Origin of the sequence: Halomonas sp. NyZ770 (genome assembly GCF_020616575.1) — a bacterium.
Taxonomy (GTDB): Bacteria; Pseudomonadota; Gammaproteobacteria; order Pseudomonadales; family Halomonadaceae; genus Vreelandella; species Vreelandella hamiltonii.
Window position 1 is genome coordinate 815,411 of the sequence record NZ_CP085143.1, and the last position, 26,312, is coordinate 841,722.

The following is a 26,312-nucleotide window of genomic DNA, read 5'->3' on the forward strand; positions in this document are numbered from 1 at the left end:
CATCCTGGTCGCATAATGAGTCGTGATTCCCCCTATCTGGAAGACAGCATGTCGAAAAAAATCTATTGCACTGCCAGCTTTAAACCCAAGCCAGGCAAAGAAGAAGCGGTCTTCAAGGCACTGCAAAGTCTTGAGCCCAACGCCCATCGTGAAGATGCTTGCCTGTTGTACACAGTGACTCGCCAGATCGATAACCCGTTTGCCCAAGGCACCAGCTACCCCATCGTGTTCCACGAGATTTGGGCCAGCCGTGAAGAGTTCGAAGCGCATTGCCAGCGTAAAGAGATCCAGGAATTCTTCGCCCAGCACGTCGAGTCGCCGGATGGCGACATCGAAGACGCCAACGTATGTGTCTACACCGATGAGCCGTGGAATTTCGATGCCCCCAAGGTGTCATGAGTGCACAACGTGTAGAATAGCCCCGCGAACGAGAGCGACTACGGAGCCAACATGACCGAAAAAAAGATGAACGTCGAAAGCTTTAACCTGGACCACACCAAGGTGAAGGCCCCCTATGTGCGTCTGGCCGATATCAAGGAAGGCCAGCACGGCGACCGTATCCACAAATACGATCTGCGTATCTGCCAACCCAACAAGGAGCACATGGAGATGCCTGCGCTGCACTCCCTGGAGCACTTGATGGCAGAGCTGTCGCGCAACCATACCGATAAAGTCGTCGATATCAGCCCGATGGGCTGCCAGACCGGCTTCTACATCGCGTTGATCAACCACGACGATTACGACGACGTGCTGTCGATCATCGAGCAGACGCTCAACGACGTCTTGACCGCTACCGAAGTGCCTGCCTGCAACGAAATGCAGTGCGGCTGGGCCGCCAGCCACAGCTTGGAAGGTGCCCAGGAACTGGCGCGTAACCTGCTGGCCAAGCGCGGTGAGTGGACTGAGGTGTTTGCGTAAGACCCTGGCGTTAGTCTAGAACGCCAAACGCCCCCTTCATTGGGGGCGTTTTCGTAAGAGAGTGTATGCAGGTTCTATGTTCAATATGCTCACAGGAAGGCTTGATGATACTAGCGTTATCGACTTGACGCATGAATTCGGTGATGGGCTGTATGGGTAATATATCATTAAAAGTGTAAGCATCTAGTCACTTGTTAGTGGCTGGATGCTTACACTTTACTTGTTATTAATGTCGCCATGTTTACTGGGGTGGCGATTGAATGAGTCGTGTAGAAAACGAAACTGCTTGTCACAGCGACGACATGCTCCACACATTGAAAGATGCAGTGCTAGCTGAGCTTTCTGTTGAAATGTTAGTGGCTGCTCAATTCTCAGTGACATTAGTCGAGTGGCTTCTCTACACATCATCATACCTGTGTCCTCCATCGAGTTTTTTTATGGTGTATTGGGAAGATGCTTGTTTAGGTTGACTTTGTGCATTTTTAGTGTCTTACCTTACCATAATATTTAAATTAAACAGATAAGTATGTTTGGCTCTAGTGGCTCGATTGCATAAGCTTTTCGAAAGCACTACGTAAATCGTGTGAGGAAGTAACACCTTCGATGGTCTGCTGGCGATTTCCTTTCCCATCAAAGAGAAGAATCGTGACGTGGCCCACTCCGTATCGATGCGCAAAATCGGCACCACTGGTGGTGTTGATATCTGCAATTCGCCACGCCGGTGGCTGCTCCATGTCGTCCAGCGCTTGCTCCGCATTAGCTTTTAGACGTCGGCACAACGGGCAGCTGTGATCATGCACCTGTACTGCCACAGGTTGGCCACTTCCCAGGATGCTCAAGTCTGATTCTTGTCGAGTCGACTGTTCGTTGGCGATCAGCCAAGCAATGGGAACCGCCAGGAAGGCGAGAAGGATGGCTGCCTTGCGCATCAGCGTGCGGAATTTGATGCCTTTCTTTAGCGGCTTGTTTGCTTTTGTTGACGTCTTCTTCTTCATTTCTCTGTTAACCAGCCTTTTTCAATGCAAGCACGTAATTTAAGCCTTGCTCTATGTAAGATAACCCAGCAATTCGCTTCACTCAGCGACAGTATTTGGCAAATTTCTGGCGTGGTGAGATCCATGAGTTCGCGCATCGTAAAAACACGGGCTGTGTTGTCAGGAAGTGCGATTAAGCAGGTATCTAACAGTTGCCAGAAAGCCGCATTTTCTAAAATTTGATCAGGCTCACCCCAGGGCTTAGGTTTACTGGAGGCTTGCCATCGTCCATTTTCTTTGAACAATTTCTCGAAGGATTCTTCGTCGCTATACTCTTCGTCTTGCCATGAAATGTAGCGGCGTTCGTATCGGATTCGTTCAAGAAGCTTGTTTTTTAAAATCCCAAACACCCATGTTTCAAAGGCAGACCGGCCGCTGAAGGTGTCTTGTTTTTCAATCGCAGTGATGAGCGTGTCTTGAACAGTGTCTTCCGCTGCCGTGTGATCTCTCAGCTGTAACCGTGCAAAGGAAATAAGCTTTGGTCGCAGGGCGGCGATGTGATCATCCATAGGTAACAGCGTCATCGTCAGGTGTATCCCTAGAGAACGGTATCGAAGTGGCCGCTATGGCGGCCACAGAGATCGATTTAATCGTCAGCGGTCCAAGCAAGTGGCTTTAATTCTTCGTTAAGTGGCGTTCCAGCGACATGGTTCGTGTAGTTAGACAGCGTTTTTAACGCACAGGCAATGACCAGTTCTAAGATTTGCTGGTGCGAAAAACCCGCTTCTAAAAAGGCATCGATTTCCGTCTGTTCTGCCCAACCGCGTTGTGCGTTTAGATGACGAGCAAAACGGGTCACCGCCGCAATTTTCGCGTCGTTGGGGGTCTTGCGAGAGCGTAAGTCTTTAATTAACTCATCATCCGCGCCTGCTTTTTTGATACCGCCCGTATGAGCTGCGACACAAAAAGAGCATTGGTTATCAGCACTGATGGCCAGCAAAGCCGCTTGTTGCTCGACGGGGCTCAAGCTTGTTTTGGCATAGATGCCATCAAGCGTGAGGTAGGCTTCCAGCAGGGTAGGTGCTTCTGCCATCTTGGCAAAAATGTTGGGCAAAAAGCCCATTCTTTTCTCGGCAGCCTGCAAGTTGGCTTTGGCAGCTTCAGGAGCACTATCCGTGGTGTGAAGCGGAAAATCAGCCATTACAACCTCCTTCTGTACGATGAATAATCGGTGAAGGCATCACGTAAGGTGTCATGCCTGAACGCTGTTAGATTATGGAACATTCGGTTCAAAAAAGGCAATGCTCTTTTTTGAGTGACGTGTGTAAGGATGTTTACGGCTCGATCACTGAGCAGGGCATGCCCCAATAACAATTCTATCGACAGGTGATCGCTATGCGCCTAGATCGTGATCTACGAAGCCAATTGCTTGACCGTCTGCGTAAACAGCTTTGCTACTCTGCCCCAGCCATTGCCTTGGTAGCAGGCGGCGTTATGTTCCAAACATTCACGGCGCAACAAACCGTTTTGGCAGAAGAAGTGCCATCTACGAGCGTCATGTTGGCGAGCAACCACCGCTCGGCGGAGGCAAGTCCCGAGGCGGGTAGCGAAGCCGAGGCAGAAGGTGAAGCAGAAGCAGAGGGGGAAGCAGAAGCAGAAGCAGAAGCAGAAGCAGCCCCGCACCCTAAAGCAGCGTTGGTGAGAAGGCCTGACGGCTATACGCCGCAGTATGATGAGCGTGGAAATAACCCGGCATCGCTCATTGAGCGCGGCGAAGCGCTTTTTAACGATGTTTCGCTGAGCACCAATGGACTTTCATGTGCAAGCTGCCATGGCGCAAAAGGCGATGTCGGTTTTCAAACGAGCTTTCAGCAGCCGTTTCCTCATCCCGTCGCAATGGGAACCAACATGTTTGGCATGGAGACCGTTCATGCCGACGAAATGGTTCAACTGTGCATGGTAGCGCCGATGGCAGCGGACCCACTCCCTTGGGATTCTGAAGAGCTAGCGGCCTTGGCGGCGTATGTGGTGCACGCACAGCAACGCTTCGCAGACGAGGCAGACGGGCACTGTAATAGGTAGACCCGCAGGTTTTAGAGAAGTAGGGCGGCTTTTAGACTTGAGCTGAAAGTCTTCTTTTGGACTGACTGTTCTTTTTGTGGTAAAAACATTCACTCGCGTTTGCTCGCTTGGGTAAAGAGGGCATGGCTAAAAGACACGGGTAGCTAGACATCGAAGGTTGGCTGACATGGCGAAAAATGCGTAACGGACTAGCTAAGCAACTGGCTGCCATGATGATGGTGGTCATCGTTATGCTATCAGGAGCCAGTGTGAGCAGCATTGTCAAAGGCAGCTGCTTAGTCGATGCGTCTGTGTCAGTGTCTAGTGTGGCTGACGCCCACTGCCTTTCTCTCTCTGCCTTAGAGCAGGCCGCCGAGCATACCGACGCCTCCTGTTCTCCCTTTGCACCTGCGAGTGCCTGCGCGATGTCAGGCCCTGTGCTAACGCCTTCCCCACAAGGGTTGATGAAGGTGCCTTACCCGCAATCCCTTCCTGAGCAATTAGAGAAACCTCCCCGCTTTTTCTTGTCTTTCTAGCACCTTAAACGCTTTTTCATACCGCTTGGCGTTCATGGGGATACCCCGTGATATCACGGTATGCCTGTTAGAAAAACGGAGAAAGCAATGGACTATCCGGCGATTGACCCCGTTGCCGTGGCGCTTGGGCCACTGGTGATTCATTGGTACGGATTAATGTATGTGGTGGGGTTCTTATCTGCATGGTGGTTGGGACGTTGGCGTGCCGACGACTTGGGCCTAAGTAAAGATGACATTAGTGATCTGATTTTTTATGGCGCTGTTGGCGTGATTGTTGGCGGCCGATTGGGCTACGCCCTGTTCTATGGCATTGAGCAGTGGTTAAGCGACCCGCTGTGGGTATTGCAGGTATGGGATGGAGGCATGAGCTTCCATGGTGGCCTCGTTGGCGTGATCGCGGCAGCGCTCTTTTTTGCGCGCAAAAAGCGACTGGCGTTTATCGATATCGCTGACTTTGTGGCTCCTCTTGTGCCCATTGGCTTAGGCGCTGGGCGGTTGGGCAACTTTATCAATCAAGAGCTTCCAGGCCGTGTGACAGATGTGCCGTGGGCGCTGATCTTCCCGCAGGTAGGGCCTGAGCCACGCCACCCCTCTGCGCTATACGAGATGCTGCTAGAAGGGGTGGTGCTATTTGTTGTGCTCTTCTGGTTATCACGTCGTCCTCGTCAAAGGGGATTACTATCCGGGGCATTCCTATTCGGCTATGGCGTATTCCGCTTTGCGGTGGAGTTTGTGCGTATGCCCGATGCCCATCTTGGGTTTATCGCTTTCGACTGGGTCACCATGGGCCATGCGCTTACGCTACCGATGATAGTAGGGGGGCTTGGGTTAATGCTGTGGTCACGTTATCAGCCTGCTGCCAATGTTAAGGAGGTAACACAATGAGTGCTGTTATGTGTCAGAAGGTAAAAAAAGTGATGTTGAAACAGAGTGTCGCGGCGGTACGTAACGCCGCATTAATGAGCGCGTTGACGTGGCCGATATGGGTGAGTGCAGAGGAAACGACGGTGCCCGATCACCACTATCCGCTGCCTGACAGTGGCGATGTCATCGGTCAATACTATCAAGTGCTTGCTAATGAAGAAGACACGCTGATTGATATCGCACGAACGCACAAAGTGGGCTACGAAGAGATCCGTGCGGCCAATCCCGAGGTGAGCCTTTGGGTGCCTGGGGAAGGGACGGCTGTCACCATTCCAAGGCAACACATTCTGCCCAATGTGCCACGCACGGGCATCGTCATCAACGTGGCGGAATTAAGGCTCTATTACTATCCAGATGTGCCTCAAGGGGAAACCCCTAGGGTTGAGACCTATCCTATCGGGATCGGGCGTGATGGCTACGATACGCCGCTGGGTATCACACAAACGACCATGCGCCTTGAAAATCCTGCTTGGTACCCGCCGCGCTCTATGCGTGAAGAGGCGGCGGCGCGTGGCGAACCCGCACCCGCTGTGGTGCCGCCTGGGCCAGATAACCCGCTGGGTGAGCATGCTATTTTGTTGGATATACCTGGGTATTTAATCCACGGTACCAACCAGCCCGACGGCATTGGCATGCGGGCCAGCCGAGGGTGCATACGGATGTATCCGGAAGACATTGGCTCGATTTTCGATAACGTGCCTACGGGAACACAGGTCAATATCATCGATGCACCTATCAAGGTAGGCAGTGGCCAAGAGGGTGATGTGGTCGTGCAGGTGTTCAACACCCTTGACGATGAGCAAGCCAACCTGGAATCGCTGAAGGCGCTGCTGCTTTCTCAGTCGTTAATAGCGGAAGACGAGCTGGCTTTATTAGATGCCGACAAGGTGAATCAGTGGTTCGAGCAATCAGACGACCAGATTTGGTCACTTTCCTCGCTCTATGCGTCTGAAGAGGAAGATGCTGAGCCGGTCACCGATATGGATATTTACCAAATGATCGGCCAGACCAATGCAACGCATTGTGTTTATGGGTAAGGAGACTGGATAGAGCGCCATGGCACTTCGGTGCCATGGCGGTACGCGATCACTGCTTGGTAACACGCTATTTAATGATCGTGTTGCCGCCAATGGCGCAGCGTGGAGGGGTGAACACCAAAGTCTTTAGGTACCGTGACACTCAGGGAGTCGCACAGTAAGCGAATCAGTGCCATGTGATGCACCGTATGGCTGGTAAGAAACGCCAACTCTCTTCCTAAACTAGAGGCGAGCGGATACGCATGGCCCTCATGGCCAACGGGATAGTTCAGTATCAAGGGGGTATCCGTGGGCTTATTACTCAATGCGTGAAGAGCGCTTCGTAGCGCGTTAATCGTATTGGCGGCTGCCGCTGGGTTCTCTTCTAGTGCCTCTTCTCGTGGGCGCTGCTCATAATCAATCTGATCCACATGGGGCGCGTTAGCATATCCCGCCAGCAGCGTTTGGTAGTGCTCTATGATGTGGCGAACATGTTTTCCCACTGACTGGCTGCCAAATAGTTGGCTATACGCCGTGCTAGCAAGAGAGGCCACGAGCGACTGCAGCTGTGTGAGCGAGAGCGTGTTCTCTTCAACCAACGGTTGGCAGGGAAATTGGCATTTTGAGACGGGCAGCGATGTCACGGGCATAGCGAAGGCTCCTCATAAGCTGAGCTGGTCGAAGCACCAGCTCAGCACAACGGATTAAGCAGTGGGCGCAGTGTTAACCGGCTTCAGCACCGCCTTCGGCTTCCCCTTCACCTTCTGGTTTTTCGCCTTCACCTCCGCCTTCAGCACCGCCTTCCGCTAGCATCATGGGCGCTTGCTGAACGTTAGTCATGCTGTCGGTCGGCTCATCAGCGTGGGCTTGAAACGCCAGACCGCTCGCTACCAGCGCGAGGGCGGGAGCCGTGTAGCCAAACTGACGGCTCAAACGGCTGAGTAACCGGCGTTTTGCTTCATGTTGAGACATGGTCGTTCTCCTATGGTCGCGATTATTGCGCCAAATGACGCATCTTACCCACCGCTACACAGCGGCATGGGAAGTGGGTTGTAATACGTGGCGGCTCAGCCATGCGTCCAGATCATGACCCTGAGAGGCCAAGCTGAGCGATACCTGCTCTGAGCGTTGACACAGCGTTTGCAATGCCTGAAGTGATTCAGCGCTGAGGTGGTGCTCTGTTTCATACGCTGTCGGTAACAGCGCGCCTAGCAGCCTGTCGGTCTTTCCGTTGCACCGTGAGATACTGACCACCGTCATCGCCGAGCTGAGAAGATCGCCATGAGCCGCTTCATCCCTGTGGATCGCCAGACCGATTACCTGCTGCCGCCTTCGGTAGACGAGTGGTTGCCCGATGGTCACCTGGCGCGGTTCGTTGTCGATGTTGTCGAACAACTGGACCTCTCGACGTTGACCCGGCGTTACATGGGGCGGGGTTCCAAGGCACATCACCCGGCGGTGCTACTGAGCCTGCTGATCTACGGCTACGCCACCGGGGTGGTCTCCAGCCGCAAGATCGAGCGTGCCACCTATGACTCGGTGGCGTTCCGCTACCTGGCCGCCAATACCCATCCCGACCATGACACGCTGGCCACCTTTCGCCGCCGCTTTCTGCCGGAACTGGAACAGTTGTTCGTACAGGTGCTGCTGCTGGCCCGCGAGATGAAGCTGCTCAAGCTTGGCACCATCGCCCTGGACGGCACCAAGCTCAAGGCCAACGCCAGCAAGCACAAGGCGTTGTCGTATGGCCATGCCAAGAAGCTGGAGGCACAGTTCAGGGCAGAGGTGAAAGCGCTGACCGAGCGGGCCGAGTCGGCGGACAAGGAGGACGCGGCCGACGGCATGGATATCCCCGCCGAGATTGCCCGCCGTGAAGCCCGCCTGGCGGCCATCGCTGAGGCGAAGGCCAAGATCGAGGCGCGCGCCGAGGAGCGGGACGCCACCGAGCAAGCCGCCTATCAGGAAAAGGTGGCGCGGCGGGAGGCGCAGCGCAAGGCCGGCAAGAAGCCCCGTGGGCGTGACCCCGAACCGCCCACTGGTGGCCCGCGTGACAAGGATCAGATCAATTTCACCGACCCGCAGTCGCGCATCATGCCGGTCACCGGCAAGGGGTTTGATCAGTGCTACAACGCCCAAGCCGCGGTTGATACCGAGAGTCTGCTGGTGACCCATGTCCACGTCACGCAGGCGACCAATGACAAGCAGCAAGTCATGCCGCTACTGACGGCCTGGCAAGGTTACCCGGAAACGCTGGGAAAACCTGACCACCTGCTGGGTGATACCGGCTACTTCAGTGCCAGCAATATCCAGGCCTGCCATGACCATGGTATCGAACCGCTGTTGGCGATGAAGCGAGACGTCCATCACCTTCCGGTCTTTGAACGTTTCGCCGCGGATCCGCCTGCCCCGGAGAGCGAGGACCCCGTCGAACAGATGGCACACCGCTTGAAGACGCAGGCGGGCCGAGCGCTCTACGCATTGCGCAAACATACCGTGGAGCCGGTCTTCGGGATCATCAAACACGTGATGGGGTTCCGGCAGTTCTCGCTACGCGGACTGGATAAGGTCAGCGGCGAGTGGCGATTGGCCACCATGGCGTGGAATATCAAGCGGATGCACCGGTTGACGGCGGGCTGAGGGCTCGCCGCGCCCAACCGGCCAGCAGGCAAGGCGTCAGAACCGCCTTGCAGAAGCTGAGGGGCAGGTTAAGAGCCACACAACAGCACCAACACCAACACCAACACAGGGGGGGGTGAAGAACCCACGCCTCAGCTCATCCATTAACCTCAAGTCCGACAGACTGCTAGCAAAGACAAAGAAGAGAGCGGCTCGGACAGCGTGTCAGCATCCGCGGAGAGGACGATGACGACAAGAGGTGTCTCTAACGGTTGATGAGGCAGAGGCGTCCAATCGTGATCACTGAGCGGAAGATTCAGTGGAACAAGGCGCGTGGGTGACTGGGGGGACAGTCGTGCCCCACGGGTGACGCTCAAGCCGTGCTGCGTGGCCACTTGCGCCAGTGTGTCGAGTACGCCTGGGGATATTTGGGCGGGTAACACGCAGGCGAATTGCTGCTGGGTATTGCCTAGTAGCGCGATATCGAGCGTTAACTCGCCCGCACGAGACGCAGTCTTCATGCAGTAGCGGGTGATGGCATCCAGAATATCGGGCCGTTTAAGGCGAGCACTGATGACGCGGCTATGGTTGGTGAGGCAGTAACCGTTGGCGCTTTCTAATAGGTGTAAAGGCTCGGCGGGTAAGGCGGCGTCATGCACGCCTTTCGCCAATGGCGATAAGGCGCGCGCTAAATGCTCCGCGATAGCACCGCTAGGGGCCGTTAATAGCCACTGCCGCCCTGCAAAATAAAAGGTGGTGTGCCACGCGGTAGACGTTGGGCGCTCGGAATAGGCCTCGGGCTCGTCTGAAGTAGCCGTATGCAGTGTCAAGAGACCTTGCTGGTACCAAGGGGTTAATGTTGCCCATAGGTCGGACATCAGCTGCTCTTTTGCTATTTGCCCCCCGCTGGCGGCGATGAGGTGCACGATCATCTGCTCGATAGACTCGCCCTCGCTAGCCAGTAGCCACATCAAGGCAGCGCTATCATTTAACTGGTAGTAGAGGCCGCTTGGGTGGTGATACAGCGCCAGTTGGTCGCCTTCAATCAGCTCACTCACTCCGTGAGCACGAAACGCGATAGCTTGCTGAAGCTCAGGTTGTAGTGGTCAACTAATTCCGGACAGTAATTTAAGGTTTTCCTCAGCCACCACGGGAGGCAGGCCATCGTTAAACGAGTGAGGGCGCTGCTGGTTGTAGTAACCCATCAGATAGCTACTAACGTCTTTCCTGGCCTCAGGTAGATTTCGATATCCCCATGCCGGTATCCACTCTGATTTCAGGCTCCGGAACAGCCTTTCCATCGGCGAGTTGTCCCAGCAGTTGCCACGTCGGCTCATGCTTTGTTTCATTCGATAGCGCCAAAGTCTTTGGCGGAACTTGCGGCTTGCATACTGACTACCCTGATCGGAATGGAACATGACGCGCTTGGGCTGGCCACGTTGTTCCCAAGCGTGATCCAGTGCTTTCACAACAAGATCTGCATCCGGGCTGGACGACATGGCCCAGCCAACAACACGACGAGCATAAAGATCCAACACAACGGCCAGATAGCTCCAATGCTGGCCACTCCAGATATAAGTGATGTCACCACACCAGATCTGATTGGGCTGGTCTGGTGTAAATTTGCGACCAAGATGATTCGCAATATCCGGTCGCTCAACAGTCGCCTGCTTGTAGGCAGGAGGGCCTGGCTGCTTGCAGATCAACCCCATTTCGCTCATCAAACGCCGAACCTTGAAACGGCCGATGGTGACGCCTTCTTCGCTGAGCAGCCCCTTGACTGAGCGGCTGCCCGCTGAGCAGCGACTCTTCTTGAAAAGGCGGCTTACCTGAGCTTTTAAGGCCAGACGCTCAACATCCACACGGTGCCGCCGCTGGCGGTACTCGTAGTAACTGGAGCGGCTAATATCAAACGCGTTACAGACCATTTCAACAGGCATTTGCTCACTCAACTGGTCTATCAGCGCGTACGATTCATGTCGTCCGACATCAAGAGAGCGGTAGCCTTTTTTAGTATCTCTTTCTCCATCTCAAGCCGTTTGCAACGGGCTTCCAGTTCCTGAATCCGGCGCTGCTCGGGGGTTAAGGCTTTGCCCTTTGGGGTGATGCCTTCACGTTCATCTTTCAGCTGTTGTACCCAGCGTCGTAGAGCTGTCTCACCCACACCGAGCGACCGGCATGCTTCGAGAGTGGTGTAGCCTTGGTCCAACACCAGGCAAGCTGCTTCCTGCTTGAATTCAGGAGAAAAAGTACGTCGTTTGTTGGTCATCAGACACCTCGCTTCTGGTGGCAATATTACCACCTACGTTGGTGTCCGGTTTTATTGAACCACTACAGGTGAAGCCAGCTGGTAATCGGCGAGGCTGGGGAGTCCGATGAACGGTAAGTAATCCAGCGTGGCATCTAAGGTGGCCGCAGGATAGAGAGGCACAAACCCTCCTGACCGCTTGCGTTCAGCGGCCAGCGCTTCTGCGTCTATATAGGGAGGTGTCACCCGTGGGTAGAGCCCTACAAGGCTGAGCATATCGCACACTAGGGCGCCTTTCACCGCCACTTCGACGGTACCCCCATGCTCTGGTTTCGCGCAGATACCGAGCGACGGGCTTAAATTACACTCCAAAATCCACGGCTTCAGCTGATCATCCACCAAGCAGTCCAAGCCAATCAGCTCGTAACAGCCCATAGGGTCTGCGCCATCCTCTTGGGTGCGTAACCGCATGGTACCCGCTGCCGAGAGAGCCGTGAGCGTGGCAAGGTCCCGCAGCTGGTGAAACAGCACGTCATCATCATTCCCCTGATCGCGTAACCACTCTCGGTAGCGTTCCAGATCAATAAACTCGACAGGGATCTCAGCCTCGATATTCAAGGCATTGATATCTGGGTTGGTCAACTGACTAAAGGGGTTGTCGATGTCGTCGGGGTCCCAAGGCTCAGAGGCGAGCTTGGCAAAGCCCTGGTCATATAGGTACACCCGCAACGGATCGATACTGGCGATCAACATATAAAGACGCAGCACGTACTTGTGCCCGCGAATGGTATGCGGGTTCGCGACGTACTCTTGTACCAGCCAGTTGGGGGTGAGAGGGGCGGTGGTGGGGTCCTTGAGAACACGAACACCCTGACCTTTGGAAGCGTTGGTGGGCTTTAAAATCCAGTGTTTATGAGGGTTGGCCGAGGCATCTTCGATCAAGGCCGGGTAGTCGTGAGGCATTTCATAGGCACGCGGAAAAAAGTCTAGCCGCGCCACGGTCTCATGGTCATCCCCGAAGGCGTGACGCATGCGCTCGCGCAAGCCGCTCAGGCTTTCGTGCAAGCGGCTCTTGACGGTGAGCGCCGCATTACCAGGAATATGGTTCATTTTGCACGTGGGAGAGGTGTGCTGGAAAGCACGCTTCAAAGGCATGCCGGTTACCCAAGCAGCCTGCCAGTGGCATTCATCCCCTTCCTTCCACTGCTGAGCTTCTAAGGTGCGACGGAAAAAATGATCCTGCTCGGCATGGCGCTTACCGCTGAGCCAGAAGGTGGGCGCTGACTCAGACGCGCGTGGGGTGGAAGGCGGCATGGCAGTGCTCCTGTTGCATTGTGCTGATGTTCAGTGAGGCCACTTTCAAAATACTTACAGCGTCACGCAGATTATTTTCTTGTGCCCTTGGCGAGTGCCATATAGCCAAACTCTATTGTCAGCTTCTCTTTTTATAGCGCATGATAAGAGTATTGTACCAATCGTTCCTTCCTGGCAGAGGAGTTGTCTCCATGAAACGCAGCATTATCAGTGCCGTTGGTGTCTTCAGTGTGGTTGCCCAAGCTCAAGCGTTGGAAATGACACCCCTTGTAGATGCGCAGTGGTTAGATACCCACAAAGATGAACCATCCCTAGTGATTTTGGACGTTCGCTCCTCCATCGATAACGGCGGGGATGAAGATAGCTTTCGAGAAGCGCGCATACCGGGCAGCCGCTACACCAGCTATACCGATGATGGCTGGCGTGAAACCCGTGATAGCGTGGCGGGGTTGATGCCCGAGGTCGATGACCTGGAAGCATTGATTGGTCGCTTAGGAATCAGCAACGACAGCGACGTGGTGATTGTGCCAGCTGGCACAGGGCCGACGGACTTTGGCAGTGCAGCAAGGATTTACTGGACCTTGAAAGTATTAGGTCACGATGACGTGGCGATTTTGAACGGTGGCTTTGCAGGCTGGCAGCAGCAGGGCTATGACGTGGTTACCGGCGAGCCGGATGTCTTTGATTCGACCAACTTCGAAGCGTCGTTACGTGAGCAGTTAGTGGCCAGCACGGAAGAGGTAGAGGCAGCACGAGAAGAGCAGGCGCAGTTGGTAGACGCACGACCCTCTGACTATTTTTCTGGTGAGAATAAATCACCCGCCGCGCGAGTGGCAGGCACGATACCAGGGGCGCGAAGCCTACCGCACCAAAGCCACTTGAATGTACAAAACGGTGCTTACTATCTGGATGTTGATGGTCTGCAATCACGCATCAATGAAGCCGACCTCGACAGTCGTGAGCGCACCATTGCGTTTTGCAATACCGGACATTGGGCGGCGACCGACTGGTTCGTGCTCAGTGAAGTGGCCGGATTTGAGAATATCGCCATGTACGACGGCTCTATGGCCGCCTGGACCATCAGCGACTCCCGCCCGGTACAGCTTGCCCGTGAAGGCATTAAACAGGTACGTGAACTGCTTAATTAAGCTTTTTACCTCTATGCCCGTACGAACTCGTGCGGGCATTTTTATGAATTGGGCAGACAGGCTCAGAGCGAGCGGCACCGCCCGCATGATATATTAGGCGGCTAATCAGTTAGGCAGGCAGTGAGGTAGACACATGAGCGTTGGAAGACCGATGCAGCATCAACCAGAGGCGGCGTTAAGCGCTGCCATGCATTCGTTTTGGCGTTCGGGGTATCACCATACATCGCTGCGTGATTTGCTGGATGCCATGAAGATTTCCCGTAGCAGTCTCTACCATACCTACGGCAACAAAGAAGCGCTGTTCACTAAAGCGTTGTCCCGCTATCGGGAGCAGTTACTGGCACAGTTAACCACATCGCTCGCTCAAGAAGAGAGCGCCTGGTGCTTTATCGAACGCTTGCTGACACGCACCGCCGAGCAGGCCGAGAGCGAGCAAGCCGCCCTAGGCTGTCTGATTTTTAATTCGGCGACTGAACTGGGCAACAGCGAGACCGCAGAATCACAAGCAGCCAGACAGAGTGTGCAGGCGATTACCGCGTTTTTTGTCACGGTGATCGCACAAGCGCAGCAAGAAGGCTCTATTTCCGAAGAGTACGATGCACAAAGCTTGGCGTACTTTTTGACGCTCTCGATGTCAGGCTTACGGCTGCTGCTCAAAAGTGGCGCGACTCAACAACAAGCCAAATCACAAGTTGAACATGTGTTACGAGGCTTGGGTGGATAAGAGGGTGCACGTCCCTGTGCATGAAAACGTTCTGCTCAAATATGCGTGTCAGCAGCCAGTTGCTCGATGGAGTGGGCGACATGGCGGGCGTCCTGCAGAATCTTGTTCACGATGGCATCGATTTCGCTGACGCTGGATTGGCTGGCTTTGCCTTGTTGAATCACCTGTTGCATGGCTTGCGTCGTGCGCTCCACCAAATGGCTGTTCTCTTTCAAGACACGGGTGATCTGCTCGACGGCTTCTGAGGCTCCTTTGGCTAGCTGACGCACTTCATTGGCTACGACGGCAAACCCGCGACCTTGCTCCCCAGCTCTGGCGGCCTCTACGGCAGCGTTCAAAGAGAGCAGGTTGGTTTGGCTGGCAATGTTGGCAATCGATTCCGTGATCTTGTTGATGCTCTGTGATTGTTTGTGCAGTGCATCGATCAACTCTTGTGCCTGTGCCAACGTCTGGGCTGCCTGCTCAGAGCCTTTGACCATCTCATCCAGGTGGTCCAGGCTGTCCTTCGCGGTGCGCTCTATTTGCGAAGTGCTGCTTTGAGCGGAACTGATGGTACCCGACGTGGCATTGACCTTCTCGACCAAGGGGGTGATGTCGCTGGCAAACTTGACGACTTCTACGACGTTGCCATCGCTATCCTTGACGGGGTTATACGTGGCCTCTAACCAAATGCTATTGCCCTGCGCGGTTTTGCGCTCGAACCGGCCTTTGGTGAAGTGCCCTTGTGCTAAACGCGCCCAGAAATTGGGATGTTCACGATAAAAGTTGTCGTGGCAAAACATGCGGTGGTGTTGCCCCACATATTGATTGGCACGGTAGCCAATAGCCGCTTCGAAGTTTTCATTGGCCTCGAGTATTTCTCCTTGGGGAGTAAACTCGATGACGGCCATTGAGGCATTCAAGGCTTTCAATACGGCTTCCTGGCGCTGAGCCTTTTGATGTCTTGCGGTGACATCGTTGGCAATCTTGAGCACGCTCTTTACCGTGCCGCGATAGTTGGTGATCGGCACGTACATGGCTTCCAGCCACACTTCTTCACCGCTGTCTTTGAAACGCCGGAATCGCCCGGTGAAACTCTCCCCCGATGCCAGTGAACGCCAGAACTGCTGGTACGCTGGCTGTTGAGCGTCTGTAGGGTCACAAAAGATGCGATGGTGCTGCCCTTTGATCGCGCTCAACTGGCAATCCATGACCTTGAGAAACGCAGGGCTTGCATGTTTGATCATCCCCTCTGGCGTGAACAGAATGCAGGCGGTATGGCCGAGTAACGCATGATAGAGCGGTGCATTGAAAAAATGGGTATCCATATTTTCCTTCTCTATAGACTTTTAGCTTGCTTAAGAGAGGGCAAGGGGAGGCTCCTAAGCTAACCATGGCACAGCAACTGCTTTTGAGCTAATTTATATTAGCCGCATGCTGTCCTGTCATTCACTCATTGGTATGAGGTTATGTTTGACAATATAGCAGGGCTTGTCTCATATTTGTTCAATTATAAATGTTAAAAAAAGTGAATTGTTTTTCTATAAGTTGCTGATAAATAAAGATGGTGACGCTTTGCTTGAGGTTTATTCAAAATTCGGTGGAAGACGCCAAGCCAAAGGGTCGCTAGTCTACGTTGGAAGCGGTAAGTGAAACGTATTGCGGGCCAGTGACACGAGGCGAGCATGCTAAATCAACGTTGGCAGCACATCAGTAAGTACAAGCTCACGCAGGAGAATGAGTCGGATGCTCTGGATCATCTGATTGCCTCCTTGGCAGACTTTTTCGAGTTCCCCGTTGCATTGATCTCGGTGCTTGGCCAGAAGCAGTGGTTTATCGCCAAAGTGGGGTTGGACGTGGATTTCACTTCCCTCGAGGATGCCTTCTGTCGCCACGTCGTTGAACTGCGCGCTCCGCTGGTCATCGAGGATGCCAGTCAGCATCCGGATTTTTGCGATAACCCCCTCGTGCTCTCCAGCCCGTATATTCGCTTTTATGCAGGTGTGCCATTGGTGGCGGGGGGGCGTGAGGTCGGCGCCGTGTGCCTGATCGATGATCGGCCCAATACGCTGACCGCCAAAGACCTCAAGTTTTTAGAATCGCTCAGCTTTTTCATCAGTGATTACATCCGTCTCATCGACAAGCAGCGCGCCAAGGTCAGCAGCGCAGATTTTTCATTGATGATCGAGGCCGCTGATGTTGGCGTCTGGGATTGGGAAATTCCCAATGACCATAATGTCTTCAATCAACGTTGGTGCGAGTTGCTAGGGCTTGAGCGCGATGAGGTGGATAGCCGGTCGTCTTTCTGGAAAGGCTTGGTACATAGTGACGACTATGCGCGGCTCAACAATGCCATACGTACCCATCTGGCAGATGAAAGCGCCGTCTTGAATGTGGAGTATCGGCTGCGCCATGCGGAGGGTCATTGGCTATGGGTCAACACTTATGGACGTACCGTGGCCAACGACAGTGCAGGCCGCCCACTGCGCATGACCTGCGTGATTCGTGATATCAGCGAAAAGAAACGTATCGAGCTGCGCGAGTACAAGCAGGTTCAACTGCTGAATTTCATGAATCGTGCGCAGAGCGTCTTCCTCCAGGAAAAAAACATTCGTTACTCCTGCGAGCTGGTGTTCGATGAATTGCTTGCCTTGGCAGAGAGCCAGTTCGGCCTGATTGGCCAAGTCGTGGAACAGGAAGGTCATGGCAAGACTTTGTTCATTCATGCGCTGACGAACATTAGCTGGAGTGAAGAAACCAATGAACAGTACCGTGCTTATCAGCGCGGCGAGCTGTTTTTCAATAATCTCGATAACCTGTTTGGCCACGTCGTGACGTCGGGTAACGTGGTCATGGCCAACCAGCCCAGACGCCACCATGCGTCACGGGGAACGCCGGCTGGCCATCCTCCCCTCAAGCGCTTTCTGGGCCTTCCTATCAAGATCGGTGACGAGACCGTCGGCATGATTGGACTGGCCAACAAGGAAGAAGATTATTCCGAAGAGGACGCGCTTTTCTTGCAGCCGCTTCTGGATACGTTAGGGGCTCTGTTCTACGCCTTGGAGGTCGAGCAGTCGCGACTCGATGCCGAGCGTAAGTTGCGCTATCTGGCTGAAACGGACGTGTTGACCAAACTGCCTAATCGGCGTGCTTTTATCGAACGTATCCAAGGGTTCTATGCCCATGATGCCAGCGTGGCCAGAAGCTTCTGCATTGCCGTCATCGATATCGACTATTTCAAGACGATCAACGATCAATATGGGCACCAGGTGGGCGATGAGGTGCTTCAAGAGGTCGCTTTCCGCCTTAGCAGTAGCGTGCGCTCCGATGATCTGGTCGCACGCTTGGGAGGAGAGGAATTTGGAGTAGGGATGTACGATACCAAAGAGGGCTGTTCGCTGGAGCATTTGCGCAAAGCGGTGGCCTTGACACCCATCGTGACCAGTGAAGGCCTGGTGAGCGTCACCGTCAGTATTGGAGCCTGTCAGGTGAATCCTGAAAGCGCCCCTGCACAGTGGGAAAGCGACCTGCGCAGCGCCGACCTTGCCCTGTATCGTGCAAAACGCGATGGCCGCAATCGAGTGAAGTGGCACATGCCCTCTTCGGTCATCAACCCTTGATGGGGCAGGCAGGGTCGATGGTCAGCAATAACCGTTTTTGACCCTCTTGGAGGGCGGGGCTTCGATGCACCAGGCCATGCTGTTCTGAACCTTCCCAGGCGCTGCCCTTGATCAAGGCAATATCGCCGGGTTCCAGCCGCTGTATGGCGTTCTCATCCAGCACGATATCGGGGCGGTCGGGGTGCGGGGCGCCCAAGCCTTGTCGGTTGACGGCATCATTGGGCAGCCACTCACTGCCCGGTCCTGAGTAGGTGCACACCAGTCGTACCCCCAGCTTGTCGCAGTGAAAGCGGGGGCACATGGCCGCCGTGAGCAGGCGCAGGCGAATACCGACGCTGTCGGTATCGAACAGGTAGGCAATGGCCTGGGCAATGGTCGCCACATCTTCCACTAGCGCATCGCCTGCCTCAGGGGAGGGCAGCTTGCGTTTCAGGTCGGCCATGAAGGCTTCTTCCGGCGCTCCCAGCCAGGCATAGTGCCAATCGCGGGTGGTCTGAGACTGTGCATTGGCGCTTACTGCCAGCTCGGCGGGCAGCTTGCGCTGAAAAATGGCAATATTGATAGGTGCTTCGAAAATCTGTGGCAGGACGCTGATGTCATGCCCTTGGGCGGCATGAGAGGGCAGAGGCTGGGTCGGCGTGGAGAGCAACGGCGTCATGATGGGCTCCTCGGTGAAATCTGTTTGTGCTCATGTTGATATGTTATAACATATTTTTCATAAGTGGCCACAGAGGGTAAGAGGCTTCCCTTAGGCCCCCGCCAAGACACGCACGAGGTTGCCATGCATGATACGACGCCGATCCCCGTCAACGTCCTGACGGGATTTTTGGGCAGTGGCAAGACCACGCTGCTCAATCGCTGGGTTCGCCAAGCCTCCATGCGCAATACGCTGGTGGTGATCAATGAGTTTGGGGAAATAGGGCTCGACCACCAGTTGCTGACCCATAGCGATGAGCAGGCGGTCGTCGAGATGAGCAGCGGCTGCCTGTGCTGTACGCTGCGGGGCGATTTGAGCCGAACCCTGCAACGGGCCCTCGACGCTCAGGCCGCAAAAGGCAAGCCTGCCCCTGAGCGTGTCGTGATCGAAACCACTGGCCTTGCGGATCCTGCCCCGCTATTGCAGCTCATGATGACGGACCATTGGCTGGCGCACCGCTTTCAGCTCGATAGCGTGATCTGCTGTATCGATGCCGCCAACGGTGATGCCACGTTGCGCACCCATCGAGAGTCTCAACGCCAAGTGGCCGTGGCCGATCGGCTATTGATCACCAAGACCGATCTGGTCGATGAACATCTTCTCTCGGCACTGGCCAATCAACTGGCCACGCTGAATCCGGCGGCTGAACAGTGGCAGGTGCTATCCGGCAACCTGAACCCTGAACTGCTGGTAGGCGCCGGGCTCTATCAGGCGGGTACAGGTCGATATCGCGTGGAAAGCTGGCTCAAGTCGGCGAGCTATCACACCACCTCGCTGGCCAGTGGGCAGCCTGAGGATTCTGGTGAGCAGCAGAGCCTTGCTCCTCTGGCGCCGCCCTCTGTGTCGGCGCATCACGACGATCAGATCAAGTCCTTCTGTTTCAGCGTAGAGGAGCGTATCAGGCCGGAAGCATTGGAGAACTGGCTGGATCTGCTGATGGCCATGATGGGCGACAGGATGCTGCGCATGAAAGCCATCGTGCATCTGCAAGGGCGAGACACACCGCTGGCGCTGCATGGCGTGCAGCATATCTTCCACCCACCGGCGTCGTTACCCGCTCACTGTGTCAGCGATCAGGTCTCCCGGTTCGTGTTCATTACCCATAACGTCTCTCCGGAGACGGTGCGTCAGCTATATACGTTTTTCAACGGGACGATACCATCCTCGTCGGATGACTTGGTGGCAGACTGAGGGTGATCACATTGCATACGGGGCTAGGCGCCAGTCCGAGACTCAAAAAAACGCTAATCTATTGACAGCTTGCTCTTCGAGGGAATATAAGTCCTCTACCACTCACTGCCTCAGGCTGCCATGCTCCTCTTATTGATCACCGCCACCTTGGCGATTGCCGTCTCTTTTCTTTGTTCAATACTAGAGGCTGCGCTTTTATCCATCACACCAAGTTACATTGCCAAGCAAAAAGATCATAAACCACGTTTGCATGCAGCGCTGGTAAAGTTAAAAGGCAACATAGATCGCCCGCTTGCCGCTATTTTGACGCTCAATACCATAGCGCATACCGTTGGAGCCACTGCCGTAGGGGCTCAGGCAGCCACCGTGTTTGGTGAAGCATCCATCGCCGTCGTCTCGGCAGTCATGACGCTACTGATCCTGGTGCTTTCTGAAATCATCCCTAAAACAATAGGCGCTACTTATTGGCGCAATATCGCACCTTTATTGCCTCGTTTGTTAAATATCATGATCGTTGGCTTGTTGCCTTTTATTTGGATGTCGGAGTTGATGACACGACGCTTGGGCAAGTCGGAACATGATGTCGATTTGCGCGACGAGATTAAAGTGTTGGCTAAAATAGGGCTGGAAGAAAAGGTACTGGATGCCGATGAGTCGCGTACAATTATCAATACGTTGAATTTGCATGATATTGCCGTGAGTCAAGCAATGACGCCTCGTACGGTCTGTGAAACCGTGCCGCCAAGTATGACCGTGCATGAATTCGACAAGAAACATGGAAAGTCTTCGTTTACTCGCTTTCCTGTCATGGATGGAGGTGAACTGGCGTTTGGCTATGTACATAAATCGGACATGTACCATGCTGATGATGCCAGCACGATGCGTGAACTCATGCACCCCATTGGCAGCGTTGATGTCACCAGTAACGTGGAGCAGGTCTTTACCTCAATGCTCAAGGATCACCTCCACATGCGTGTGATTTACGATGAGCATGGCACGTTCGTGGGTCTTATTACATTAGAAGACATCATCGAGACTATCCTGGGTCAGGATATTGTGGATGAGACAGACAGCGTTACCAACCTTCGCCACTTTGCAAAGCAGCGTTGGATCAAAAGAGCTAAGTGAGCGCGGGCATTTGTGTGCTTCCATCATGAACGCCGTTTACCTGCTTAGCTCAAAAAGTTCTATAGTGAAGGGCGGTAAAGTCATATAAGGTATGAAAATCGGATACCCTTACTTGAGGAGCCACCATGTCACTACGTATCAATGCCGTTGTACCTGACTTCGAAGCGGAAACCAGCCAGGGACCGATTCGCTTTCATGAATGGATAGGCGATAGCTGGGCGATTCTGTTTTCCCACCCCAAGGATTTCACTCCTGTCTGCACCACCGAGTTTGGCGCGGTGGCTACCCTGAGCGCTGAATGGGAAAAGCGTGGCACCAAGGTGATCGGGGTGTCTGTGGACGGTGTCGAGGATCACAAGCGCTGGGCGGGCGATATCGAGACCGTCAGCGGCAGTGCCGTGAGCTTCCCTATCATCGCCGATGAAGGGCTCAAGGTCTCCAAGCTGTTCGACATGCTGCCGGAAGACGCCTACTTGCCCGATGGCCGCACGCCTGCCGATAGCGCGACGGTGCGCTCGGTTTTCATCATTGGCCCGGACAAGCAGCTGAAGCTCTCGATGACCTACCCGATGACCGTCGGACGTAATTTTGCCGAGATCCTGCGCGCGCTGGATGCTCTGCAAACCACCGCCAAGCACGGCGTGGCCACGCCTGCGGATTGGAGTGTAGGGCAGGATGTCATCATTCCTCCCAGCGTTTCCAATGAAGCTGCTCAGCAGAAATTTGGTGAATTCGACGCGGTACTGCCGTACCTGCGTAAAACCAAACTGCGCTAAACCGTAGCACGCCCCGCCAGCCTGAGCTGGCGGGGTGGCTCAGCTCGCTTCGAGCGCGAGTCGCTCGATCGAGTGAGATACGCTTTGCGCTCCCTGCAATATCTCGTTAACGATCGCCTCGATCTCCTTCACGCTATTCTGGCTATTCTGGCCCTGTTCCACCACCTGCTGCATGGCCTGCGTCGTCCGGCTCACCAAGGCGTTGTTCTCCTTGAGCACCCGAGTGATTTCACTGACTGCATCGCTGGAGCCTTTGGCCAGTTGGCGCACCTCGTTGGCCACTACCGCAAAACCTCGCCCCTGTTCACCGGCACGTGCAGCCTCCACGGCGGCATTCAGCGACAGCAAATTGGTCTGACTGGCAATCCGCGCAATAGAGGCGGTAATGCTGTTGATCTGTGCTGCCTGCTGATTGAGCGCATTGATGAGCTGTTGTGCCTCTACCAGCGTCGAGGCAGCCTGCTGCGAGTCTGCGATCACCTTCTGCAGGTGTGAAAGCCCTTCTTGAGCAATGCGCTCGGTCTGGCTGGATGACGTTCTGGCGCTGCCGACGGTTGCCTTGGCGGCCTCGGTGGCAGTCATTTCTGCCGTGATGTCGGTGGCGAACTTGACCACTTTGACCACGCGTCCTTCGGCATCGAAGATGGGGTTGTAGGTCGCTTCCAGCCAGACCACCTGCCCTTGGGCATTGAGCCGGACGAACTTGCCCTGCTTGAACTCGCCGCGGGCCAGCTCTTGCCAGAAGTGGGGGTGCTGTTGATAAAACAGGGGCTCACAAAACAGGCGATGGTGTTCACCGCGAATGCGGCTCAGCGGATAGCCCATGGCCTGCTCGAAATTGTGGTTGGCTTCCAGAATGTAGCCATCAGGGGTGAACTCGATGACCGCCATGGAGCTGTCGAGCGCTGCCAGAATGGCCCGCTCTCGTGCCGCCCTCTGGTGTTTCTCGGTCACGTCGCTGGCCACCTTGAACACCTGCACCACCTTGCCACGGCGGTTCTTGATCGGCAGGTAAGTGGCTTCCAGCCAGACCTCTTCCCCTTGTGCATTTACCCGCCGAAAGCGCCCCTGCTGGCTTTTCCCCGAGGCCAGCGCTTGCCAGAAAGCCTGGTACTCCGGGCTGTTGGCATCTTCGGGAAAGCAGAACATTCGGTGGTGCTGCCCTTTAACCTGCGCCAGTGAATAACCTACCGTACTCAGAAACAAGTGGCTGGCATCTTGGATGACACCCTCAGGAGTAAAGTAGATACAAGCGGTATGTTGAGACAGCGCACTGCGCAGCTGGTCGGACTTCAGGGAGGTGAGCATGGCCGTAAAATTCCGGGAGCGTTATTGTAAACGCTCCTAGAATAGACCAGTTTCCTATAGAAAACACTGTTTTGTATCGTTATGGCACAAAATGTCACATTGGTAATGTCAGGTATCTATTTTAATAATTATCAATGATTGACCTGCTCCACCAAGGCTTGAGCGAAGGTCGCCGTCGTGCCGGTACCGCCCATGTCGGGCGTGACCATGTCACGGCGGGTTTCGAGCACCGCTCGGATGCCGTGGCGTATGGCGTCTCCTTTTTGCTGCATGCCCAAGTGGTCCAGCATTTGTGCTGCTGCCAGTAGCAGCGCACAGGGGTTGGCCATGTTCTTGCCGGCAATGTCCGGAGCAGAGCCGTGTACGGCTTCGAAGATAGCGGCTTTTTCACCGATGTTGGCGCCTGGGGCGAGCCCAAGCCCACCCACGAGCCCGGCGCACAGGTCCGAGAGAATGTCGCCAAACAGGTTGGTGGTTACCACTACATCGAACTGGTGCGGGTTCATGACCAGTTGCATGCAGGCGTTATCCACGATCATTTCCTGAAACTCGATTTCGGGATACTCGCTGGCGACTTCCCGGGCTACGTCCAGAAACAGACCGGAGCTGGTCTTGATGATGTTGGCCTTGTGGACAGCCGTCACTTTTTTACGGCCGTTCTGCTTGGCCAGCTCGAAGGCGTAACGCACGATACGTTCGGAGCCCTGGCGGGTCACCTTGATCACGGAAAGCCCGGTATTGCCGTCGTCCACCATTTCCTGGCCATCGGAGAGGTAGGCACCTTCGGTATTTTCCCGCACGGTGATCATGTCGATGCCATCGTAGCGTGAGCGCGTGCCAGGGAAACTGATGGCCGGGCGAACGTTGGCATAAAGGTCAAAATGACGGCGCAACTGAACGTTGATGGAGGAGAAGCCCTTGCCAATCGGCGTTGTCAGCGGCCCTTTCAGGGCGATACCGTGTTTCTCGATGGCATCCAGCGATGCTTGAGGCACCAGCGTGCCGTGCTTCTCGAGCGCGACCAGTCCTGCATCGATAAATTCATAGGTCAGCCCGCACTCCAGGGCCTCCAGCACCTTCAGGGTGGCGTCCATGATTTCGGGGCCGATGCCGTCGCCTTTGATCACTGCTACTGTCTGGCTCATGTGCGGATCCTCTCGTGAAGTGGTTGAAAAAGGATGAAGAACAGGCGGCAGGCCTGCCGATTGAGTGCCATGGTAAGCGATACTTAGGGAACGGGTCATCGTCTAAACGTCTAGGGTGGGTGGGTGCGAAAGCCCCTGTTTGCTGATAAAATGCCGCGCTCAAAGCGAGCCGGGCCCTCGGCGGCCTCTGCCTCGTCTGAAGCGACAAAAGACCAACAAGGTTTATCTTGCAATGAACGACACCATGGCAGCCATCCTTCTGCCGACATCAGGGTTGATGACTCCACCCTAGGTTTTCCTTCCTTTTCGGCGCCATGACGCTCCAAGCGTCATCTCGGTGCCATGGCATTCCGTTGCCGTTATTTGGCTATCGGCGCATTGGCGTCTTCGTTTGGTAGCCTTCCCCCAGCAAACTTTGACAACGCTATGCTCACTTGCTGCCTCTGTGCGGCCTTGATGTGCAATGTCTATAACTCTCAAACCATGGACTCCCTGAATGGCACTTTTCAGCAAGCAAGAGTGGTTCTCCAATATCAAAGGCGACACGCTCTCAGGTATTGTCGTCGCGCTGGCGCTAATTCCTGAAGCTATCGCATTTTCGATCATTGCTGGCGTCGACCCCAAGGTGGGGCTGTATGCCTCGTTCTGTATTGCCGTCATCATCGCCTTTACCGGTGGCCGCCCAGGCATGATTTCTGCCGCCACTGGAGCGATGGCGCTGCTGATGGTGACGTTGGTGAGAGAGCATGGCCTGGAGTATCTGCTGGCGGCCACGCTATTGACGGGCGTATTGCAGATCATCGCGGGCTACCTGAAGCTGGCGGAGCTGATGCGCTTCGTTTCGCGCTCGGTGGTCACCGGGTTTGTGAACGCGCTGGCGATTCTGATTTTCATGGCCCAGCTGCCGGAGCTCACCAACGTGACCTGGCATGTTTACGCCATGACGGCGGCCGGGCTGGGCATCATCTATCTGTTCCCCTATTTACCGGTGGTGGGTAAGTCGATTCCGTCACCGCTGGTGTGCATCGTGGTATTGACCGTGGTGTACATGGTCAGCGGTATGGAGATTCGCAGCGTCGGCGATATGGGTGAGCTGCCGGATACGCTGCCCATTTTCCTGTGGCCGAACGTGCCGCTGACTCTTGAAACGCTGATGATCATTTTCCCTTATGCGGTCATGCTGGCGGTCGTGGGACTGCTGGAATCGATGATGACGGCCACGATCGTGGATGACCTCACCGACACTTCCAGCGATAAGAATTGCGAGTGTAAAGGCCAGGGCGCCGCCAACATTGGTGCCGGACTGATGGGCGGTATGGCGGGCTGTGCCATGATTGGCCAATCGGTGATCAACATCAAATCCGGTGGTCGCACGCGCTTATCCACCCTCATCGCGGGCATATTGCTGCTGCTGATGGTGGTCTTCATGGCGGAGTGGGTCTCGCAAATTCCCATGGCGGCGCTGGTGGCGGTCATGATCATGGTGTCGATTGGCACTTTTAACTGGGCGTCGGTACGTGATTTCAAAAAACACCCCATGAGCACCAATGTCGTCATGCTGGCAACGGTGGTAGTCACCGTAGGTACACACAATCTGGCCATTGGCGTGTTTGTTGGGGTGCTGCTGGCGGCGCTTTTCTTTGCCAACAAGGTTGGCAATATCATGTACGTTGGCTCGACAGACGTCATGTCTGGCAACGTGCGTGAATATCAGGTGGTGGGACAGGTGTTCTTTGCTTCCGCCGATCGTTTCTCCGCTGCCTTCGACGTCAAAGAGCGTCTCGATAAAGTGATCATTGATCTATCTAGAGCACATTTCTGGGATGTGACGGCCGTTCAGGCGCTGGATAGAGTCATCATCAAGTTCCGTCGTGCAGGTGCGGAAGTGGAGCTCATAGGGCTGAACGATGCCAGTGCCACCGTGGTGGATCGCTATGCAGTGCACAACGACCCGATAGCAGTGGAAAAGCTGATGGGTAGCCACTGAGT

General features: G+C 54.8%; 26 protein-coding genes. 13 read left to right on the forward strand and 13 right to left on the reverse strand.

Annotation, left to right across the window (positions count from 1 at the left end; genetic code table 11):
* Window positions 1–48 precede the first annotated feature (48 nt).
* Together LG409_RS03945 and LG409_RS03950 are read left to right on the forward strand one after the other, a co-directional pair.
* Window positions 49–399 (forward strand): putative quinol monooxygenase, encoded by a 351-nt coding sequence (locus tag LG409_RS03945; protein WP_016916271.1) that lies wholly within the window; start codon window positions 49–51, stop codon window positions 397–399.
* Window positions 400–450: 51 nt separating this feature from the next.
* Entirely contained in the window at window positions 451–918 is a 468-nt protein-coding gene (locus tag LG409_RS03950) for an S-ribosylhomocysteine lyase (RefSeq protein WP_039175540.1), read from the forward strand.
* Window positions 919–1,134: 216 nt separating this feature from the next.
* Here the strand turns inward: LG409_RS03950 and LG409_RS03955 are convergent, their stop codons facing one another.
* The 4 genes from LG409_RS03955 to LG409_RS03970 all read right to left on the reverse strand — a co-directional run bounded on the left by LG409_RS03955 (window position 1,135) and on the right by LG409_RS03970 (window position 3,093).
* Complete coding sequence (locus tag LG409_RS03955) at window positions 1,135–1,344, reverse strand: zf-HC2 domain-containing protein (RefSeq protein WP_308428112.1); 210 nt, start codon at window positions 1,342–1,344, stop codon at window positions 1,135–1,137.
* Window positions 1,345–1,454: 110 nt separating this feature from the next.
* Window positions 1,455–1,913, reverse strand: a complete 459-nt coding sequence (locus LG409_RS03960) for a thioredoxin family protein (RefSeq protein ID WP_227407651.1) — start codon at window positions 1,911–1,913, stop codon at window positions 1,455–1,457.
* A complete protein-coding gene (locus LG409_RS03965) occupies window positions 1,910–2,476 on the reverse strand; it encodes a sigma-70 family RNA polymerase sigma factor (RefSeq protein ID WP_227407652.1) in 567 nt (188 codons plus the stop codon). The genes LG409_RS03960 and LG409_RS03965 overlap by 4 nt, the downstream gene beginning before the upstream one ends.
* A 62-nt stretch (window positions 2,477–2,538) precedes the next feature.
* Window positions 2,539–3,093 carry a carboxymuconolactone decarboxylase family protein gene (locus LG409_RS03970; RefSeq protein WP_227407653.1) on the reverse strand — a complete coding sequence of 185 codons (555 nt, stop codon included), beginning with the start codon at window positions 3,091–3,093 and terminating at the stop codon, window positions 2,539–2,541.
* 194 nt (window positions 3,094–3,287) lie between these two features.
* On the opposite strand from LG409_RS03970, the gene LG409_RS03975 reads away from it, so the two are divergent.
* From LG409_RS03975 to LG409_RS03985, 3 genes are all read left to right on the forward strand, one after another.
* The gene (locus LG409_RS03975; RefSeq protein ID WP_039175547.1) at window positions 3,288–3,974 is read left to right on the forward strand and encodes a c-type cytochrome; all 687 of its coding nucleotides are present in this window, start codon (window positions 3,288–3,290) and stop codon (window positions 3,972–3,974) included.
* Window positions 3,975–4,576: 602 nt separating this feature from the next.
* A complete protein-coding gene (gene lgt / locus LG409_RS03980; protein ID WP_227407654.1) occupies window positions 4,577–5,374 on the forward strand; it encodes a prolipoprotein diacylglyceryl transferase in 798 nt (265 codons plus the stop codon).
* 74 nt (window positions 5,375–5,448) lie between these two features.
* Window positions 5,449–6,450 (forward strand): L,D-transpeptidase family protein, encoded by a 1,002-nt coding sequence (locus LG409_RS03985; RefSeq protein ID WP_227408088.1) that lies wholly within the window; start codon window positions 5,449–5,451, stop codon window positions 6,448–6,450.
* Window positions 6,451–6,521: 71 nt separating this feature from the next.
* On the opposite strand, the gene LG409_RS03990 is transcribed toward LG409_RS03985, so the two are convergent.
* Complete coding sequence (locus tag LG409_RS03990; RefSeq protein WP_039175552.1) at window positions 6,522–7,079, reverse strand: DinB family protein; 558 nt, start codon at window positions 7,077–7,079, stop codon at window positions 6,522–6,524.
* A 73-nt stretch (window positions 7,080–7,152) separates the two neighbouring features.
* The gene (locus LG409_RS03995) at window positions 7,153–7,401 is read right to left on the reverse strand and encodes a hypothetical protein (RefSeq protein ID WP_038484122.1); all 249 of its coding nucleotides are present in this window, start codon (window positions 7,399–7,401) and stop codon (window positions 7,153–7,155) included.
* Window positions 7,402–7,710: 309 nt separating this feature from the next.
* On the opposite strand from LG409_RS03995, the gene LG409_RS04000 reads away from it, so the two are divergent.
* Complete coding sequence (locus LG409_RS04000) at window positions 7,711–9,066, forward strand: IS1182 family transposase (RefSeq protein WP_016913619.1); 1,356 nt, start codon at window positions 7,711–7,713, stop codon at window positions 9,064–9,066.
* Window positions 9,067–9,215: 149 nt separating this feature from the next.
* On the opposite strand, the gene LG409_RS04005 is transcribed toward LG409_RS04000, so the two are convergent.
* From LG409_RS04005 to LG409_RS04015, 3 genes are all read right to left on the reverse strand, one after another.
* Window positions 9,216–10,103: a PqqD family protein gene (locus LG409_RS04005; RefSeq protein WP_227407655.1), complete on the reverse strand. Its 888-nt coding sequence runs from the start codon at window positions 10,101–10,103 to the stop codon at window positions 9,216–9,218.
* A gap of 48 nt (window positions 10,104–10,151) precedes the next feature.
* Window positions 10,152–11,314, reverse strand: a protein-coding gene (locus LG409_RS04010) for an IS3 family transposase (RefSeq protein ID WP_227407392.1) whose coding sequence is annotated in 2 segments (ribosomal slippage) — window positions 10,152–11,059 and window positions 11,059–11,314 — 1,164 coding nt in all. Because the reading frame shifts where the segments join, the coding sequence is not laid out codon by codon here.
* Between the two features lie 51 nt (window positions 11,315–11,365).
* The gene (locus LG409_RS04015) at window positions 11,366–12,607 is read right to left on the reverse strand and encodes a tubulin--tyrosine ligase family protein (RefSeq protein ID WP_227407656.1); all 1,242 of its coding nucleotides are present in this window, start codon (window positions 12,605–12,607) and stop codon (window positions 11,366–11,368) included.
* A 191-nt stretch (window positions 12,608–12,798) separates the two neighbouring features.
* Between LG409_RS04015 and LG409_RS04020 the strand changes: the two genes are divergently transcribed.
* The gene (locus LG409_RS04020; protein ID WP_227407657.1) at window positions 12,799–13,755 is read left to right on the forward strand and encodes a sulfurtransferase; all 957 of its coding nucleotides are present in this window, start codon (window positions 12,799–12,801) and stop codon (window positions 13,753–13,755) included.
* A gap of 151 nt (window positions 13,756–13,906) precedes the next feature.
* A complete protein-coding gene (locus LG409_RS04025) occupies window positions 13,907–14,479 on the forward strand; it encodes a TetR/AcrR family transcriptional regulator (RefSeq protein ID WP_157779945.1) in 573 nt (190 codons plus the stop codon).
* A gap of 35 nt (window positions 14,480–14,514) precedes the next feature.
* Here LG409_RS04025 and LG409_RS04030 read toward each other — a convergent pair whose 3' ends face one another.
* On the reverse strand, window positions 14,515–15,786 hold the full coding sequence (locus LG409_RS04030) for a methyl-accepting chemotaxis protein (RefSeq protein ID WP_227407658.1): 1,272 nt from the start codon (window positions 15,784–15,786) through the stop codon (window positions 14,515–14,517).
* Between the two features lie 357 nt (window positions 15,787–16,143).
* On the opposite strand from LG409_RS04030, the gene LG409_RS04035 reads away from it, so the two are divergent.
* The gene (locus LG409_RS04035; RefSeq protein WP_227407659.1) at window positions 16,144–18,078 is read left to right on the forward strand and encodes a diguanylate cyclase; all 1,935 of its coding nucleotides are present in this window, start codon (window positions 16,144–16,146) and stop codon (window positions 18,076–18,078) included.
* Here the strand turns inward: LG409_RS04035 and LG409_RS04040 are convergent.
* A complete protein-coding gene (locus LG409_RS04040) occupies window positions 18,068–18,736 on the reverse strand; it encodes a DUF1826 domain-containing protein (protein ID WP_227407660.1) in 669 nt (222 codons plus the stop codon). The two genes, LG409_RS04035 and LG409_RS04040, sit on opposite strands and share 11 nt — an antisense overlap.
* Before the next feature lie 123 nt (window positions 18,737–18,859).
* Here LG409_RS04040 and LG409_RS04045 point away from each other — a divergent pair, with 123 nt between their 5' ends.
* The 3 genes from LG409_RS04045 to LG409_RS04055 all read left to right on the forward strand — a co-directional run bounded on the left by LG409_RS04045 (window position 18,860) and on the right by LG409_RS04055 (window position 21,870).
* A complete protein-coding gene (locus LG409_RS04045) occupies window positions 18,860–19,966 on the forward strand; it encodes a CobW family GTP-binding protein (RefSeq protein WP_227407661.1) in 1,107 nt (368 codons plus the stop codon).
* A 120-nt stretch (window positions 19,967–20,086) separates the two neighbouring features.
* On the forward strand, window positions 20,087–21,094 hold the full coding sequence (locus tag LG409_RS04050) for a CNNM domain-containing protein (RefSeq protein ID WP_144979727.1): 1,008 nt from the start codon (window positions 20,087–20,089) through the stop codon (window positions 21,092–21,094).
* 125 nt (window positions 21,095–21,219) lie between these two features.
* On the forward strand, window positions 21,220–21,870 hold the full coding sequence (locus LG409_RS04055) for a peroxiredoxin (RefSeq protein WP_039175565.1): 651 nt from the start codon (window positions 21,220–21,222) through the stop codon (window positions 21,868–21,870).
* 39 nt (window positions 21,871–21,909) lie between these two features.
* Here the strand turns inward: LG409_RS04055 and LG409_RS04060 are convergent, their stop codons facing one another.
* Window positions 21,910–23,178, reverse strand: a complete 1,269-nt coding sequence (locus LG409_RS04060; protein ID WP_227407662.1) for a methyl-accepting chemotaxis protein — start codon at window positions 23,176–23,178, stop codon at window positions 21,910–21,912.
* Between the two features lie 131 nt (window positions 23,179–23,309).
* Window positions 23,310–24,323, reverse strand: a complete 1,014-nt coding sequence (locus tag LG409_RS04065; RefSeq protein ID WP_144979734.1) for an isocitrate dehydrogenase — start codon at window positions 24,321–24,323, stop codon at window positions 23,310–23,312.
* A gap of 496 nt (window positions 24,324–24,819) precedes the next feature.
* Here LG409_RS04065 and LG409_RS04070 point away from each other — a divergent pair, with 496 nt between their 5' ends.
* On the forward strand, window positions 24,820–26,310 hold the full coding sequence (locus LG409_RS04070) for a SulP family inorganic anion transporter (RefSeq protein WP_227407663.1): 1,491 nt from the start codon (window positions 24,820–24,822) through the stop codon (window positions 26,308–26,310).
* Window positions 26,311–26,312: the final 2 nt, after the last annotated feature.